Source organism: Allocoleopsis franciscana PCC 7113 (assembly GCF_000317515.1).
In the GTDB taxonomy this organism is placed as follows: domain Bacteria; phylum Cyanobacteriota; class Cyanobacteriia; order Cyanobacteriales; family Coleofasciculaceae; genus Allocoleopsis; species Allocoleopsis franciscana.
Genome location: NC_019738.1, coordinates 4519302 through 4535188 on the forward strand (window position 1 = coordinate 4519302; position 15887 = coordinate 4535188).

The 15887-nt window shown below is 46.3% G+C and carries 15 protein-coding genes and 1 pseudogene; 7 read left to right on the forward strand and 9 right to left on the reverse strand.

Annotated features, from left to right (window positions below; genetic code table 11):
* Window positions 1-62: 62 nt before the first annotated feature.
* Together MIC7113_RS18780 and MIC7113_RS33565 are read right to left on the reverse strand one after the other, a co-directional pair.
* Entirely contained in the window at window positions 63-1397 is a 1335-nt protein-coding gene (locus MIC7113_RS18780; RefSeq protein WP_015183753.1) for a glutamine synthetase family protein, read from the reverse strand.
* A gap of 42 nt (window positions 1398-1439) precedes the next feature.
* Window positions 1440-1835 (reverse strand): DUF6174 domain-containing protein, encoded by a 396-nt coding sequence (locus MIC7113_RS33565; RefSeq protein ID WP_226883451.1) that lies wholly within the window; start codon window positions 1833-1835, stop codon window positions 1440-1442.
* On the opposite strand from MIC7113_RS33565, the gene MIC7113_RS33570 reads away from it, so the two are divergent.
* Entirely contained in the window at window positions 1808-2245 is a 438-nt protein-coding gene (locus tag MIC7113_RS33570; RefSeq protein WP_155898040.1) for a hypothetical protein, read from the forward strand. The genes MIC7113_RS33565 and MIC7113_RS33570 overlap by 28 nt on opposite strands.
* A gap of 66 nt (window positions 2246-2311) precedes the next feature.
* A complete protein-coding gene (locus MIC7113_RS18795) occupies window positions 2312-2956 on the forward strand; it encodes a hypothetical protein (RefSeq protein ID WP_015183754.1) in 645 nt (214 codons plus the stop codon).
* Here MIC7113_RS18795 and MIC7113_RS18800 read toward each other — a convergent pair.
* Window positions 2948-3931, reverse strand: a complete 984-nt coding sequence (locus tag MIC7113_RS18800) for a DNA-methyltransferase (protein WP_015183755.1) — start codon at window positions 3929-3931, stop codon at window positions 2948-2950. The genes MIC7113_RS18795 and MIC7113_RS18800 overlap by 9 nt on opposite strands.
* A gap of 688 nt (window positions 3932-4619) precedes the next feature.
* Between MIC7113_RS18800 and nirB the strand changes: the two genes are divergently transcribed.
* The gene (nirB, locus tag MIC7113_RS18805) at window positions 4620-7157 is read left to right on the forward strand and encodes a nitrite reductase large subunit NirB (RefSeq protein WP_015183756.1); all 2538 of its coding nucleotides are present in this window, start codon (window positions 4620-4622) and stop codon (window positions 7155-7157) included.
* Window positions 7158-7359: 202 nt separating this feature from the next.
* A complete protein-coding gene (nirD, locus tag MIC7113_RS18810; protein WP_015183757.1) occupies window positions 7360-7713 on the forward strand; it encodes a nitrite reductase small subunit NirD in 354 nt (117 codons plus the stop codon).
* 97 nt (window positions 7714-7810) lie between these two features.
* Here nirD and MIC7113_RS18815 read toward each other — a convergent pair whose 3' ends face one another.
* Together MIC7113_RS18815 and MIC7113_RS18820 are read right to left on the reverse strand one after the other, a co-directional pair.
* On the reverse strand, window positions 7811-8653 hold the full coding sequence (locus tag MIC7113_RS18815) for a Uma2 family endonuclease (RefSeq protein ID WP_015183758.1): 843 nt from the start codon (window positions 8651-8653) through the stop codon (window positions 7811-7813).
* A gap of 139 nt (window positions 8654-8792) precedes the next feature.
* A complete protein-coding gene (locus tag MIC7113_RS18820; RefSeq protein WP_015183759.1) occupies window positions 8793-10070 on the reverse strand; it encodes a DUF4336 domain-containing protein in 1278 nt (425 codons plus the stop codon).
* 186 nt (window positions 10071-10256) lie between these two features.
* Here MIC7113_RS18820 and MIC7113_RS18825 point away from each other — a divergent pair, with 186 nt between their 5' ends.
* Both MIC7113_RS18825 and MIC7113_RS18830 read left to right on the forward strand, forming a co-directional pair.
* On the forward strand, window positions 10257-11021 hold the full coding sequence (locus tag MIC7113_RS18825) for an endonuclease/exonuclease/phosphatase family protein (protein WP_015183760.1): 765 nt from the start codon (window positions 10257-10259) through the stop codon (window positions 11019-11021).
* 341 nt (window positions 11022-11362) lie between these two features.
* Window positions 11363-12664, forward strand: coding sequence for an IS701 family transposase (locus tag MIC7113_RS18830; protein ID WP_015183761.1), 1302 nt, complete (start codon window positions 11363-11365; stop codon window positions 12662-12664).
* A gap of 101 nt (window positions 12665-12765) precedes the next feature.
* Here the strand turns inward: MIC7113_RS18830 and MIC7113_RS18835 are convergent, their stop codons facing one another.
* The 3 genes and pseudogenes from MIC7113_RS18835 to MIC7113_RS18840 all read right to left on the reverse strand — a co-directional run bounded on the left by MIC7113_RS18835 (window position 12766) and on the right by MIC7113_RS18840 (window position 14388).
* Window positions 12766-13053: a DUF2442 domain-containing protein gene (locus MIC7113_RS18835; protein WP_015183762.1), complete on the reverse strand. Its 288-nt coding sequence runs from the start codon at window positions 13051-13053 to the stop codon at window positions 12766-12768.
* A pseudogene (locus tag MIC7113_RS38480) lies at window positions 13025-13190 on the reverse strand (DUF4160 domain-containing protein); the annotation flags it as partial. The pseudogene MIC7113_RS38480 and the gene MIC7113_RS18835, both read right to left, overlap by 29 nt.
* A 19-nt stretch (window positions 13191-13209) precedes the next feature.
* Complete coding sequence (locus MIC7113_RS18840; RefSeq protein WP_015183763.1) at window positions 13210-14388, reverse strand: GNAT family N-acetyltransferase; 1179 nt, start codon at window positions 14386-14388, stop codon at window positions 13210-13212.
* Here MIC7113_RS18840 and MIC7113_RS36605 point away from each other — a divergent pair.
* Window positions 14387-14557 (forward strand): hypothetical protein, encoded by a 171-nt coding sequence (locus MIC7113_RS36605; RefSeq protein WP_155898041.1) that lies wholly within the window; start codon window positions 14387-14389, stop codon window positions 14555-14557. The genes MIC7113_RS18840 and MIC7113_RS36605 overlap by 2 nt on opposite strands.
* Here MIC7113_RS36605 and MIC7113_RS18845 read toward each other — a convergent pair.
* Window positions 14542-15873 carry a cytochrome P450 gene (locus MIC7113_RS18845; protein WP_015183764.1) on the reverse strand — a complete coding sequence of 444 codons (1332 nt, stop codon included), beginning with the start codon at window positions 15871-15873 and terminating at the stop codon, window positions 14542-14544. The genes MIC7113_RS36605 and MIC7113_RS18845 overlap by 16 nt on opposite strands.
* Window positions 15874-15887: the final 14 nt, after the last annotated feature.

Here is a 15887-nt window from a genome sequence, read left to right on the forward strand (position 1 = left end):
AGGTTTAGTCGGTTAGCCGATGGAAGGTTAGAACTTTCCACCTTCAACCTATCCCTATGTAATCAATACCGCTCTAATAACAATTTCACTTCCTCTTCCAGCGCTAAATCTTTCATCGCTTCCCACTCGGCTTTGCGAACTGCCAAATAAGCTTGAGCAAGTTCTGTACCCAAAGCCTCTAGAAGCACTTGATCACTACTCAGTTGAGCGATAGACTGCTCTAAATTGATAGGCAATCGATCAATATTACAGATATTTTGCTCCGCTTCTGTCATATATCCAGGGTCGATTGTCACCGATTCTCCCAGTTCAAAACAGTGCCGGATGCCATCCAATCCCGCCGCAATCACAGCCCCCAAAGCCAGATAAGGATTAGCAGAAGCATCCACTGTTTTCAGTTCAAACTGAGTTGGGCTACATTCTTCCGGGTTACTTACCACTCTCACCGCCGCCTCTCGATTATCGGTTCCCCAACACCGAAATGCACCACTCCAATGATGTGGACGAATCCGGCGATAAGAATTGGTGCTAGGTGTGGTGAGTGCCATGAGGGCTGGGAGGTGGTGGAGGATGCCGGCAATGAAGCGACGGGCAATTTCTGAGAGTTCCCCCTCTACATCAAGATTGGGTATCAGGTTTTGTCCATCCTGCCAGAGACTGAGGTGGAGGTGACAACCGCTACCTGCCTTGTCAGCGAAGATTTTCGGTAAGAAGGAGGCGGTAAGATGATGTTGCAGTGCGATCGCACGCACAGTTTCCCGAAACGCAATTTGCTGATCGGCGGCGGCTAAGGCATGAGTATAAAGGATCGAAATTTCCTGCTGCCCTGGCCCCGATTCTGGATAATACTGTTCAACTAGCATCCCTTGCTCAACCAGTGCTTCTGCAATCTCATCTATTACGTGCTGATGCAAATCCATCGCTAGGGTTGAGGCAAAAACCGTCTCATCCGCAGGAACAATCCCATTCGCTGTCTGTTTGAGAAAGTAGAATTCATTCTCAAAAGCGGCAATCACTTCTAACCCCTCATGCTTCGCTTCCGCAACCATCCTTTTCAGGAAATTTCGGGGACAAAGATTCCAAGGAGTACCCTCTTTGAGCATGTCCCCCATCACACGAGCATGACCAGGAGCATAGGGTAAAGGTGTTAAAGTGTTCCAGTCGGGGACTAGGCGCACCTCGCCCACCGGACCCAAACCACTTCCGGGTGCTGGGGCATCAGCCATTACAGGAATCGCCTGCTGTGCAGCAGAAATGCCAACACCGTGTTGGAGGTACTCAGCTATTGCTCCCCGATGTACCGCCTTGCCACGAATAATGTTGGCATTGTCACACCAGAGAATCCGCACAAACCGAGTACCCGTGGCATCGAGTGTTTGTAAAAGTTCTTTCTCCATGTGTCACACTTCGGGGGGTTGCAATTTGCTAACACATTTTACCTATTTGAGCGGTTGCAGATTCTCAATGGTGAGAAATATCTCTTCATCAGCCATTTGTTTGTTGTAATCGATGTCGATTTTGGTTGGGTAGCCGAGGGTGGGGTGGTAAGTTACGGATAGGCGGTATGCTTTTTTGGCGATAGCGAAGCGCTGCTGCGAAGCGCAGATCGCATCTTCTACAATCTCAAATAGCTTTGCGATCAAATCGTACTTTGCGAAGTCCTCCCGATTAACTGGCTGTCCATTACTGGCAGCAACCATTGAAGTCACTTTGCCATTACGGACTGCAATCCTCACGGGTTCGGTTGATTTGGGTAAACAAAAGCAACTCCGGCGCAATGTGTAGCGGTACTTGGAGATTTTTTGCTTTGCCCATAATTGCTTGTTGCGCTGCAATTATTTTTCTAACATTTGACCCCAGAGTTGGTGAAAAACCCTGGCTTGCTGAGTACTTTCCCTCCCTTTGGGAAGATGCTTTTCGTGTTTTTCCATCTTTAACCGATGTTGCATCACTCATTCAGGCGAGTACTCACAGGATTGTTGAAATTGTTCCGTTGATGTTGCCCCATAATTTAACAGATATGTTTTTTGCAGCAGGCTGGCGGCGACCTGAAATCTATTTGAATCCCGATGTTCGTGCAGGTATATCAGCTTTAGCTTTAGCGAATGCCAGTATTGTCGAAACAGGAGTGAACCGCCTCAAAAAGGATTTAGACAGTGGTCAATGGGATACTAAATTTGGGGAAATACGGAAATTAGAAGCATTTGATGCTGGCTACCGTTTCTTGTGTGCAAGAGTTATCTAAGTGTGCGATCGCTCCTCATCAGCCCTGATAATTGGGATTGGTGATAATTGTCCGAAGGATAAGCTAATGAGTCAGAACTTGGAGGCGATCGCTTGCCAACCTTACCCCGTCGAACCTAACAGCTTTAACCTTAATGCCAACCTACAGTATGGATGTACCGCAGACCATATTCGGCTGGCAATGAATGATTTTGTTGATTTTATCGGTTTCATCAATCAACAACTACACACAAGGCAATTGGAACGGTTTGAATCAATGTTGATGCCAGCTAACTTCAGCAGTCTAGTTGGTGAATTTATGATTACAAGTATTCCTAAATACTGTTCCAGTCTTGTCAAAAATCAACATCATAACGGACATCCTGACCTAATTCCGGCTGGATACTTCTCTAATAATGCTGTTCAATATGCTAAGGAAGGAATTGAAATTAAAGCCTCTCGCTATCTGAGGGGATGGCAAGGTCATAATCCTGAAGAAATTTGGCTTATGGTGTTTGTATTTGATAGCAACCGTCCTACCGATACATTAAAGGGTATTCAGCCAAAACCCTTTAGGTTTGTTAAAGTTGTCGGGGCAGCGCTGACCAAGGCAGATTGGTCTTTCTCTGGTCGCTCGGAAAATAGCCGTCGCACAATTACTGCAAGTGTGACCAATTCAGGTTACCAGAAAATGATGGCAAACTGGATTTATCAAGCCCCGAAGCTACCATAGAGATAGCTGATGGTGTTCCATGTTCTCAGAGGGTGTTTTCAGAGCGTTAGTCTCAGATGATGTTTTCAAATCAGTTTGTATCTTAAGTGCTGCTAGCTTCGGAATCGCTGTACGACTCATCTCATAATATTCTGGATAGCGTTCAACACCAATACAGCAAATTCCCATTGCTTCTGCTGCTGCTAATGTAGAGCCTGAACCCATAAACGTATCAACGATAATCCCTTCACTGAGAGGAAGACAAGCATAAACAACTTGGCGTAGAAAAGACTGGGGTTTGATGCTTGGGTGGTTGGCTATGTTGCGTTCTTGCTGAGGTGTTCTTTCGCTGAAAATTACATCATTGAAAGGATTGCCATCCGCAGTTCTTCTCAGTCCTCCGGTTTGGAATTTTCGTAGGCAGTCACTTAGTTTCATCCCTGATGGAATGGGTTTGCGGAAAATACCCCACGGTTCATAACAGCCCCTGGGCATTGATGAGACATCCGGAAATTCATGCTCAGCATTTTTTGGGCGATCGCCACCACGAAGCGTTCTTACAAGGCGAATTAATTCTCCACGAAACTCCAATCCACCCTCAACTAATGCTCCAAAAACTAGCTGAGAAAGAAAGGCATTGCTCGCAATAAAGACATGACCACCAGGGCGCAATACACGCACGACAAACTTAGCCCATTCGGCAAAAAAACACTTTAAGATTACTCGTTCTTTTTGAGTAAGTGCTGTAAAACGTGGCAAAGGTGACCGTTGATGCCCATCGAATGAGGGGGGAATTCTCCAAATTCCTCCACTGCCATTTCCTCTTTTTACAATTTGCTCGAAATCATATTCTTTTACACCATAAGGTGGGTCTGTCACAACAGCATGAATGCTATTTTCTGGTATTCGTGTTAGCCACTCCAAACAGTCTGCTTGCACGATGACAGAGTTGCCTATTTGCTCTGATGGATAGTCAAACGCTAATTGGGTTATCATTTCTCGTTTTTCCATTTTACCTTTAAAGCAAAGTGATTTAAAAAATCATTATTATAAACAATAGTTTATATAGCCAAATTTAACAAGATAATGGACGAAATGAGAAAAATAAACTAAAGAGTTATAGCGGAGTAATGCAAGTTTTATATTATGACAGAACGTAATATTTTAATTTTCAGTTATATCCCTCTTTGTGTATAACATGAATAAGATTTAAATTGCATTGCTTGGATGGTATCCTGCCCATTCGACCAGAAAAAGGCTAAAATATAACTCGCTTTCTTAAATGCACAACAGCTTAAGAATCGACATAATCAATATCATCTATATGTTTGGAAAGAATAGGTTTTTCGAGATCCTAATGAGAGTGCAACCTTCCTTGACTGAACCATTCAGCGTAATCGTCACCGCATCTGATAACTATAAACATCGCGCAGCTACATAGAAGAGTGAGTTCTAATGCTGTTGTCATGTACAACGTCCGAAAACCAAAGGGCTGTTTTCCTCTCACAAGGCGTCTCTCAACGGGTGGATTAACAGGTCAGTTCCATTATTATGCAAAAAAAACATTAAAATTGAGCAGATATTGCATCGAATTCACTATTCTGTAGCCAAATTTACTAAAAGATATTCAAAACTTTAATAGTTGTTATTGTGGATAACTGAGGAATAAGGCTTGTAAAAGTTTATGACAGCCAAAAAGAATCTCATTGTTATTGGCAACGGCATGGTAGGACACAAGTTCCTAGAATTGATGATTGCCAAAGGACAAACACAAGAATGGAACTTGATAACCTTCTGTGAAGAACCGCGTGTTGCCTACGATCGCGTAAACCTCAGTGGCTATTTTTCTGGAAAAACAGCAGCAGATTTATCACTGGTAGAACCGGGACTTTATCAAGAAAACGGTATTCAAATTCATATTGGTGATAAAGCTGTTGCAATCGATCGCGAACAAAAAACCGTCTCATCAGCAAATGGCTTAACAGTTCCCTACGATAAGATTGTCCTCGCAACGGGTTCCTCTCCTTTCGTACCACCCATTAAGGGGAATGAGATTTCAGGAGCTTTTGTATACCGCACCATTGAAGACCTGGAAGAAATATCTACCTACGCCAAAAATTGTCAAGTTGGTGTTGTGATTGGTGGAGGTTTATTAGGTTTAGAAGCCGCTAATGCCCTCAAGACGATGGGCTTGAAAACCCATGTCGTTGAATTTGCATCTCGACTGATGCCTGTACAAGTTGATGATGCAGGTGGCGCGATTCTCCGCAGTAAGATAGAAGCGCTTGGGGTTTCGGTTCATACCAGCAAATCAACGACTCAAATTGTCAGCGAAGATGGCAAAATTGTTAAGATGCTGTTTGCAGATGGTTCTGAGTTAGAAACAGACATGATCGTCTTTTCTACCGGAATTCGTCCCCGTGATGAATTGGCTAGAAGCTGCGGGTTAGAAGTCGGAGAACGCGGTGGTATTGTTATTAACGACTACTGCCAAACATCCGATCCAGAAATTTATGCGATCGGTGAATGTGCCCTCTACAAAAATCGCATCTATGGTTTAGTTGCTCCTGGTTATACGATGGCAGGAGTTGTAGCAGATTTGTTAAACAACGTCACCACGAGCACCTTTATCGGTGCAGATATGTCTACCAAGCTAAAACTTTTGGGGGTGGATGTTGCGAGTTTTGGAGATGCGTTTGCCAGAACTCCTGGTGCTAGAGAAATTGCCATTACCGATACCGTTCAAGGCATTTACAAAAAGCTAGTCCTGAATGAGGATGGTACTCGTTTACTGGGTGGAATTCTCGTTGGGGATGCGTCTGCTTATGGTACTTTGCTGCAATTTGTGCAAAACGCCATTACCCTGCCACCTCATCCAGAAGATTTGCTGATGCCGCCACGGGAAGGCGCACCTGTAGCCAAGATGGGGGTGGAAAGCTTACCGGATACCGCCCAAATTTGTTCTTGTAATAATGTCAGCAAAGGTCAAATTTGTACAGCGATTCGAGAGCAGAATTTAACCGATGTTCCCACCATCAAAAAATGTACGAAAGCTGGAACAGGTTGCGGCGGTTGCGTACCACTGGTGACAGATTTGCTCAAGTCGGAGATGAAGAAAGCAGGGATAGAGGTGAAGAATCATCTCTGCGAACACTTCGCCTATAGCCGTCAAGAACTCTATCATTTAGTCCGTGTTCACCAAATTAAGACATTTGATGAGTTAATTCAACAACACGGTACAGGTAGGGGTTGTGAAATTTGTAAGCCAGCGGTAGCTTCCATTCTTGCCTCGACGTGGAATGAGCATATTTTAGAGAAGTCTCTTGTTGGTCTTCAAGATACCAATGATTACTACCTCGCTAACATTCAGCGGGATGGGACTTATTCAGTTGTGCCACGAGTACCGGGTGGGGAAATTACGCCGGATAAGCTGATTGTGCTAGGACAAGTTGCCCAAGAATTTGGTCTTTATACCAAAATTACAGGTGGACAACGGATTGATTTGTTTGGTGCTCGTGTTGAGCAATTGCCTCATATTTGGCAGCGATTAGTTGATGCCGGATTTGAATCCGGTCATGCCTATGGTAAGGCACTGCGGACGGTGAAATCTTGCGTGGGTAGTACCTGGTGCCGCTTTGGAGTGCAGGATTCTACGAGTTTGGCGATTGAGGTAGAACTGCGGTATCGGGGTTTGCGATCGCCCCACAAGCTAAAATCTGCTGTATCGGGTTGTACTCGTGAATGTGCCGAAGCCCAAAGTAAGGACTTTGGCATCATTGCGACTGAAAAAGGTTGGAATTTGTATGTGTGCGGCAATGGTGGAATGAAGCCACAACATGCCATATTGCTAGCCGAGGATATCGACAAGGAAACCCTGATTAAATATTTAGATCGGTTCCTTATGTTCTATATCCGTACCGCCGATCGACTGGAACGCACTGCCACTTGGTTCAATAAACTTGAAGGGGGAATTGATTACCTTAAGCAGGTCATTATTCATGATTCTCTAGGCATTGGTGCTGAGTTAGAGCAAGAGATGCAGTACCTAGTTAATACTTACCAATGTGAATGGAAAACGACCATTGAAGATGCCGAAAAACTCAATCGTTTTCGTCATTTTGTGAATTCTGATGAGTCCGATCCAAATATTGTACATGTAGAAGAACGGGGTCAAAAACGCCCCGCTAAAGAACACGAAAAAACTCTAGCGATTACTTCATAATAGCCTCATCTCCCCCTGAGTAAGGGAGGAGACATGCAGGGGAAATCACCCAGAATCCCTCCGTTTTTGGGTGGAATTAGAAAGAATCAAGCACCCTCCCCGAAACGGGGAGGGATGGGGAGGGGTTCTATGGGGATGTAGTGGATTGATGTTCTAACCAGTCCAGAAGAAAACGCAGCACGTAATTATTAGGAAAAAAACAATGGTTCAAGCATTAGTTCGTGAGACGAGTAAAACCTGGGTTGATATTTGTTCGATTGAAGCGATCTCACCCAATACCGGAGTTTGTGCCTTAGTTGAAGGCCAACAGGTAGCGATTTTCAAAGTCGGGAATCAGGATGAGGTTTTTGCGATTAGTAATTACGATCCGTTTAGTAAAGCCTTTGTGTTATCGAGGGGAATTATCGGCGATCGCAAAGGGATTCTCAAAGTGGCTTCCCCGATTTACAAGCAAAATTTCAACTTACTGACTGGACAGTGTCTTGATGATGAAACAGTCAGCATTCCCACTTATCAAGTGAGGGTAGTTGAAGGTAGAGTGCAGGTATCTGTCTAAGTTGGTGAGATAAATACGAGAAAAAGGGGAGCGATCGCGGAGAAACTGCAAGCATGAGAGTGCTGAAGTAGGGAGCGATCGCTTTATTTCATTTAATTCAGCTTTGCTCTTTCAAAAACCTCTCAGGGTCAATTCCTGATTCTCGAAGTCGCTGCATCAAAGACTCTAACTTAGATTCCGCTTGTTCAGCTCGCTGTCGTTCCTGTTCCGCCTCAGTAAGAATCCAATTACCTTGAGCGTCATACCACCGCAACCACAAACGCTCAATTCCTTGATACTCTCCTTGCCACAATCCCAAGCCTAACTCTATCTCAGGCATCCATACTCGTGGCTGGTGTAACTCTAACTCTTGGTAACGTGCCCCTTCCTGTTTAAAGGCTCGTAGCCGATTGGTATAACGACTAAAAACTACATAGTAAGGAATGCGTAGAATCTGCTCGTAAACCTCCCATTTTCGTGGCGGTTTATTCTCATTTTGAGGCTGAACGGCTTGCCCATTATCTACAACGTCCTCAGACTCAGTTGGCAGCTTTTCCTCATCCATTTCCCCTAAGTCTTCTTTTTCCGTCCCCGGAGAGAGCAATTCCACAACCACGAAAGGATTCACGCCCTCTTGCCAAACCACGTAAGAAAGGCGCATATCGACATCATCATAAAGTCGAGGCACGCCCACAACGCCAAACCAATCCGGTCGCTTGTACCATTGAGCGTGGCGCACATCATAGTAAAGGTTCATGTCGCTGGCACTGAATACCCGCGAAGCCGGATAGTGTGGAGGACAGAACGTGAGGGTCAAGAATTGCGCTTGCAAGTCATGGAATTCGTCGGGCAAACCAGGTTCCTCCGGGTCTTCGCTAGGCAAATCGTACATGGAGGGTAGGGTTTCTCTCGGCGACAAGGGCGGGTCACTTTGGGGAATGGGGTATTTGACCGGAAACATAGACTACAAGGGAACGCTGGCTCTATGTTAACAGTACACGCTCCTTCGTCCCTTCACTCCAAAACTGAATCATTAAGCGATCGCACCATCTTCCTCAAAGTTCACTGCCCAAAGTCGAAGTAGCACGAGAAGCGATCGCCTACACGTTCTCCTTTGCTGGCGAAGTGATACCGCGCTTGGTCAGGTTCTCTTCCAGTTTCCTCATGAATTCAAAGTCCTCCTCAGGTAGAGGCTGACTTGCACTTCTCAATGTGTCCTCACCTGTAGAGGGTTTCTTCTCAAGGAAAGTGAACGCCTGCCGGAACTGATGCGGCCCTACCTCAATAGGTGCGTCAAAGTGGCAGGGAATAATTCGTTCAAAATACCACTTCGCCACCTTATCCGCCCAGTCGAGTACGTCCCTAGGCGATTGGTTGAAAATGAACGTCTGTAAAATTGGTGCCACAAACGGACGACCGCCCCCTCGCAATGCATTGAATGACTGCTTCCAATCGGTCTTCCATCGGAATGGAAACAAACCGAAATACGCCTTCCTCGATCGCTCCGGCGCTTTGAAGGCATCGCGAAATGCCTCCCCCAGTCCAATCGTCTCCAACTTGCTAGGACGAAAGTACAATGCAAACAGCGAAATGCGCTGCCATCCCTTGCGGCGATTCGCCTCAGTGTCTTCAACCACGTCGAAGGCATTGTCTCTGGCGTGGAACAGCAAGGGGTAGGGGTCAACTTGGACAATCTCTGGTGGCTTCTCTGGCACAGAAAGCACCGAGTCTGTTAATAATAGAGTGCGCGATCGCTTGTGCAATAAGGCAACTTCTTCAAAAGAACCCCGTCCGAGATCAATACTCAGTACCTCGTAGTCAAACTCATCCCCAAACGGGGCGGCACCGCTAGACTCTGGGAGTATCTGAGTCCGTTTAGTGGGGAAACCTAGCCAACCCAGTGGCAGATTAAGTGGGTAACTCCACTGGTTGGCAGTCACAAAAACCTTTGACGCAGGAAACTGTCTGGCGAAGGGACCAACGAAGACTTTGTGTTCTAAGCCAGAGGCAGTTGGCAGGATGATGTACTTAACGTTACCGTGCTTCGCCTCTAACTCCTTAACCAGCCGAATACACTCTTTGGTCGGCGCGACTGGCGCATAGACGAGGAGACCGCCTTTTTCGAGCTTAACGACGGTCATGCGAATCGGGACGACGGTGTAGAGGATGCCCTGCAACTGGTCGAACGTCCAGATGGTGTCCTTAACTATTTCTTTGCGAAGGGTTCGCCGCCTACTGTATGGGTAGAGTGGCACAGCAAGCCAGAACCGCCATGACCAGTCCCTAGAATTGATACTTGGATTATTCTGTTGCCCCTGATCTAGTAACTGTGTTCTTAGCGTCTGGTGCGCTTTCTTTAGTTGTTCTATCCACTCCACGACCCCCTCCCTTATTCCCAAAGCTCAGACATGTTTTTATCTAATCGAAAGATGCTGAAGTTTAGCATTAAACTCTAGACGGAATGCTTTTGTCTGAACCTGGGAGCGTATCGCCAAGTGGTCAAAGTCGTCACGATCAACATTCTGTTTGAAATGGAAAAATGGGCGTAGCGACGCGAACTCCTGGTGGAGGGTTTGGCAGCACAACAGGCAGATTTAATCGGACTACAGGAGGTCAAGCTTCCAGAAGACAACAGCGCTTGGTTAGCACAGCAGCTTAATATGCCTTACGTGCAGCTAGTGCCTCACAAAGGGCTAGACGATAAAGGTTTCCCGTATTACGGAGGGGCAATTCTTAGCCGTTATCCCTTCACGCAACAAGAAACACTGGACTTGCAAACTCAGGGACGGGTAGCGCAATATGTTCAGGTTGAAGTGGACGGTCAGCGATTGGTCTTTTGTAACGGGCATTATTACTGGTATCCTGGCCCCAGCCCCGAACGGGTAAAGCAGGTGCAGTTGCTCCTCGACTGGCTGGGTAAGTTACCACCCGATAGGCCAATCGTGGCAGTAGGGGATTTTAATGGTATGCCTGAGACACCTGCGATAGCGAAGCGCTGCTGCGAAGCGCAGATCGCATTGATGCGCGATCGATTCACCTCAGCTTACGCAGCCTACCACGGTCACGAGCCGGAATATACCTGTCCCACACCCTTAAAAAAACGACGCAGCTTGCAGCGCAGGGTGGTCAAATACCTAGTTAATGCGTGGATTCACCGCAACTTGCGACCTTGGCGGGGTACGTTGGACTACGTGTTTATCAACCAGCACCTGCGTGTGCAAAACTGCCAACTCATTCTCACCGAACCTGCACCCAATGACCGTACTCTGTACCCCTCCGACCATTTTGGTATTGCGGCTGAACTTGAAATAGTGAGGCGATCGCCTTGATTGAGACTTTGGACTGATGAGCGATCGCTAAAGCTGCCGTTACAGATTTGATTTCAAGCGTTAACTCTAGAAAGCTAAAACCGTTAAGATACAGACATCACGTCCCTTGGGTAGTCGGGTACTTTACTACACCATCTATAATTCCGACTACTGGAAACGGGACAAGCATGAGCCGTTTGAGGTTTATCGCCTAGAGAGGGGAGCTTACGTGCGGCAGAGGGGAAATCCTGTGTGTATAGCGAACAACTCATTCATGAGCAGGGTGATATCCCTCTTTTGTCACTCTGGTCAGAGTAAAATTAGAGAAGACCAATAGAACGCCTGCCAGATGGGAGTTTGCCATGAACTTACCCAGAGATGCGATTGCTACCGTTTCCTTTGTGGATCAGTACTGTGCTGTCTACCAGAATCTGTTTCCAGAAGTGAGGAGCTTTGAATGTTTCAAGTTCCTGCATTTAGGGATGATTTCAGAAATCAAAAGAAAATCTTTGCCTGCAATTGCGAGAGCCGTAGGACTAGAAAGCTCACAATCGTTACATCATTTTCTCGCCAACTCGCCTTGGGATATAGAAACGGTGAGACAACAACGAATTGAGTTAATAAAGCTGGCTTTAAAAGAGCGAGAAATTATCCTATGTATTGATGAAACTGGAGACAATAAAAAAGGTAAAAGTACAGATTATGTAGCGCGGCAATATATTGGAAACTTGGGAAAAACTGAAAATGGGATAGTATCGGTCAATGCTTATGGAGTTTTAGAGGGTATTACATTTCCCTTAATTTTTAAGATATTTAAGCCAAAGTCTCGCTTGCAAGAGAAAGATGTTTATAAAACTAAACCTCGGTTAGCTATAGAAATTATTCATGAACTAATAGCAATGGGGTTTAAGTTTCGCTTAGTTTTAGCGGATAGTCTTTATGGAGAAAGCGGGGACTTTATTGAAGCTCTCAATCAACATCAACTCCAGTTCGTTGTGGCTATCCGAAGTAACCACGGGGTCTGGATGCCTCAAGGATGGCGGGTGCGATACACCAGGTGGAAAAAATTTGAGCGCGTTTTTTCTAATGGAGATACACAAGGGAGATACATTAGGGAAATTGTTTTTGGTAAACGACGCCACCTCAGATATTGGCAGATTACTACTGACCCGGTCGGGCTACCGGAGAATTGTACCTGGTTTATTATGACTAATTTAGTGGGTGATATTCAAAAGTCAGTCGGTAATAACTATGGGCTAAGGACTTGGATTGAATATGGCTTCAAGCAAGCCAAGGATGAATTAGGCTGGGCAGATTACAGAGTTACTGATTATCAAACTATCGAGAGGTGGTGGGAGATTGTTTGTAGTGCCTATTTGATGGTTTCTCTCCAGTCTCAAATTTTTAAGGAGGCGGACTCACGCCAGCAATTTACTAGCACTTTTGACAAGCTAGAGCGTCAGTTTTGCCAGCATCAATGGTGGGATGAAGGTCGGGGCTGGAAGAATATTCTCAACAATTTACGCTTGATTATTCAGCCAACTATTTTCTTTCATTTAATCACTCCTTGGTTAAAGGTTTTCCAAATTCCGATGCTGAAACAAGGTTTTTTTCACTTAATAGACATTATGAATAAGTTCAACGCTTATGTTCCGGATGGATAGAATCACAGGAGCAAAAATATTTTACTCTGACCAGAGTGACAAAAGAGGGATACTGCTGAATAGTGTTTAACTAAACGTTGTAAGGGACGGGTACTCGTTTGCTACGTTGCAAGTCCTTCTGCCGCAGATAAGTTTTGCCTCGGAGCAGGAGCACCTCGTAACATACCTTCTGTACTGAGATCCTCATCTATCTCCTCCCAGTGAATGCCGTAACCCCCACCGCTTACTTTCCACTGCGATCGCTGTTCAGGTGTAGCGTTAAGCAATCTTGGATACCAAACCAGAGGCACGGTAATCGTTCGACCATCCATCAAATCGACACTAATTGTCTCTTCGGTAAAGCGAACATCCTTAACTCTCTCATCCGCTCGAATCGCCAAAATACCCATTGCCTTGCCTCCAATAGCTTTTCTCGATTCTCCTGTACCATCGACTGTAATTTCCGAAGCTCTTTGGCACTAAAACCAATGTTATTTGCCAAGCTAACTGATTCTAGCCAAAATTTAGCCGATGAGTCATCGCGATCGCACCCCCTACCAAACTCTTTAAAAGAAATCTGGCATCCAAGGCGATACCCCTGCAAACACTTGTGCCGCCGTATCGAGAGCTGTTTCGGTCGCCTCCAGTCGTCCGGTTAGCTGCAACTGATAAGGGGTAAACAAGCTGGTGTAGAGGGGGGCTAATTCCCGAATGTGGAGCTTGAGTTCTCCCGTTCCCCCCTTAGTCACCTCACCCTGTCCCTGCGAAACTGACAAGATAAATCTGCTGTTATTCTCAGCAATGAGATCATCTTGCACCTCTAAGTGCAGTTCGGCTTGAAGTCCCGACGGATACCCTCGCTTTTCCAGTGCCTTAGTGACATCGACCACCCGCAGCAGCCAAGTTTGCATAGACTTGATCGTGGTCGTTTGCTCCGGCAACAGCAGTCTCAAGACATCAATTGCAGCGCCACGCCACCGTACTTGGTCAATCTGGGAGCGATGATTGGCAACAAACGACCAAAAGCTTTGTGCCGCAGCAGAGGTGAGAGCAACCCAATCCCGGATAAGCAGAAAAGTTTTATCCTCTTTTTCGTGCTGACTGAGGATGGCATACCCTTGAGGGCGATCGCCTGTTCCAATGAGATAGGCGTATACTCTTTCATTTTCAGAGGAGTGGATGATTTGCTGCCAGATGAAGGAATGACGGTCTAAATTTCCATTGATGAGTTTTGCTTGCTTCTGATAAAGGTCATAAAAGACCTCCAGATCGATGGGAACTACAGGTTGCAGTGGGAGTGACTGTTCCCGAATCTGAATACTCGCGGTGGGAATTTCCCAACTGCATCGGTTACCTGCCTGCTCGTACCCTGCTTTGCGGTATAGGCGTTGAGTCGCTGGATAGAGAGCAGAAATCGGTATACCCTGAGCATAAATTTCATTGAGGGTGTGCTGCATCAGAGCGATCGCTGCACCAGTTCCTCGATACTGGGGAGCAATGCCAACAGCAGCAATGCCCATCATCGGTACACGCTGCCCCCCATACCACTGACCCATTGGAATCGTCGCCAGTCCACCAACGATTTGCTCAGATTGACGGATGATACGGAGGTTTTCCATACCTACCTTATTGATGTAGGCTGCACTGTTACCCGGTTGAGCGAGAAAACATTGGTCGAGGATAGACCCAAGTAGCTCAACGTCCTCGCTCTGGGTAAGGGTGCTGTATTGAAATTGAAGGGTCATGGAATCCACCGCTGAGTACGCGATACTACACTATACTACAGCAACAAGAAGGCGATCGCTTCATCCGACCGATTCACCTGATTGGGGGAAGGTGTTGAGGCTCTCAAGAAACACAAGCCAGAGGGCAGAAGGAAAGAGAGAAGTGCGATCGCTCTACGATATCTTGTGAAACTTTACCTGTAACCCAGAACGGGGGTGCAGTGTTGGTATCACGTCAAGGGTTAAATTCTGTCCTGGCAGTAACTCCCAAGTGTAATGACGCAGCAGATGCGCCGCAAAAATCTTCATTTCCATCTGAGCAAACGCAATTCCCAAACAAATGCGAGGGCCACCGCCAAACCCTACTAAACTAAACTCTTGTTTTTTATGCTCCGCTCGTTCGGGACTAAAACGGTCTGGGTCAAACTGCTCTGGCTCGGTGTAAACTCGGCTATCTTTATGAGTGCTGTTAATCCGGTAGAGAGCTTGCCATCCTTTGGGAATCGTGTAGCCATTAAATTCAAACTCCTGCACCACGCCGCGAAAGCCGCCACCAATAGGAGGATACAGGCGCTCCACTTCCCGCAGCACCTGTTCTAGATAACTCATTTGTTTCAACTGCTCTAAAGTCAAGCCACCCTCTGCCGCCAGTGCTTGCTGTTCGGCACGAGCACGCGCTAACACATCTGGGTGTTGCGCCAAAGCCATGCACAGTAAGGTGAGCATGGATGTGGTCGTCTCATGACCTGCAAACAACATCAGGAGTGCTTGAACTTTAATTTCTTCCAAGCTCAAACCATTGCCTTCTTCGTCGCGACTCTGCACCAGCAATCCTAAGGCATCCTGTGCGGGTTCTTTCTGCCGTTTAATAATCGCTTGTTCGATGTGAGCCAGGAGTTGGTCTCGCGCTTTAAGTGCCTTACCGTAGGTAGTCCAATTCCAGCGCAACGGCACAGAAAATAAACCTGCCGTTAGTTCAGTAAACCATTGCGATAAAAGCGCTGTGAGCGGCCCCGGTTCACTACCCATCAGCAACGTGCTGGCAATATCAAACGTCATCTGTTTGAGTTCACCAAACCAGGTAAAGGTTCCCAGACTCTCCCATTTTTCCAAATAATTTTGGACAATGCCTTCCATGGAAGTCAGGTAATTGGCTAAGGCTGGGCCATGAAAAGCTGGCATCAACAGCTTGCGGTTCCTGCGATGTTCCTCACCTTCTTGCAGAAATAACGACTCGCCTAGCAGTTCTTTGAAGGTGTTAGGCCATCCTTCACGCCAAGAAAACCGATGCATATCGGTGGATAAAATAAAGCGATTCGCTTCTGGCCCGACCATAACAACAGTGGGACGCCCCAAAATCTGGGTCTTGAAAATCGGGCCATATTTTTGATGCCGCTTGTCAGCGAATTCTGGGTCGGATAGAAAGCTCAGGGTTTCGCCAATGAAGGGTAGACCGAAGCTACCTGGAGGCAAAGGACGGGAGGCAAGAGCATCATTAGTAGTCATGAAACACAAACCAG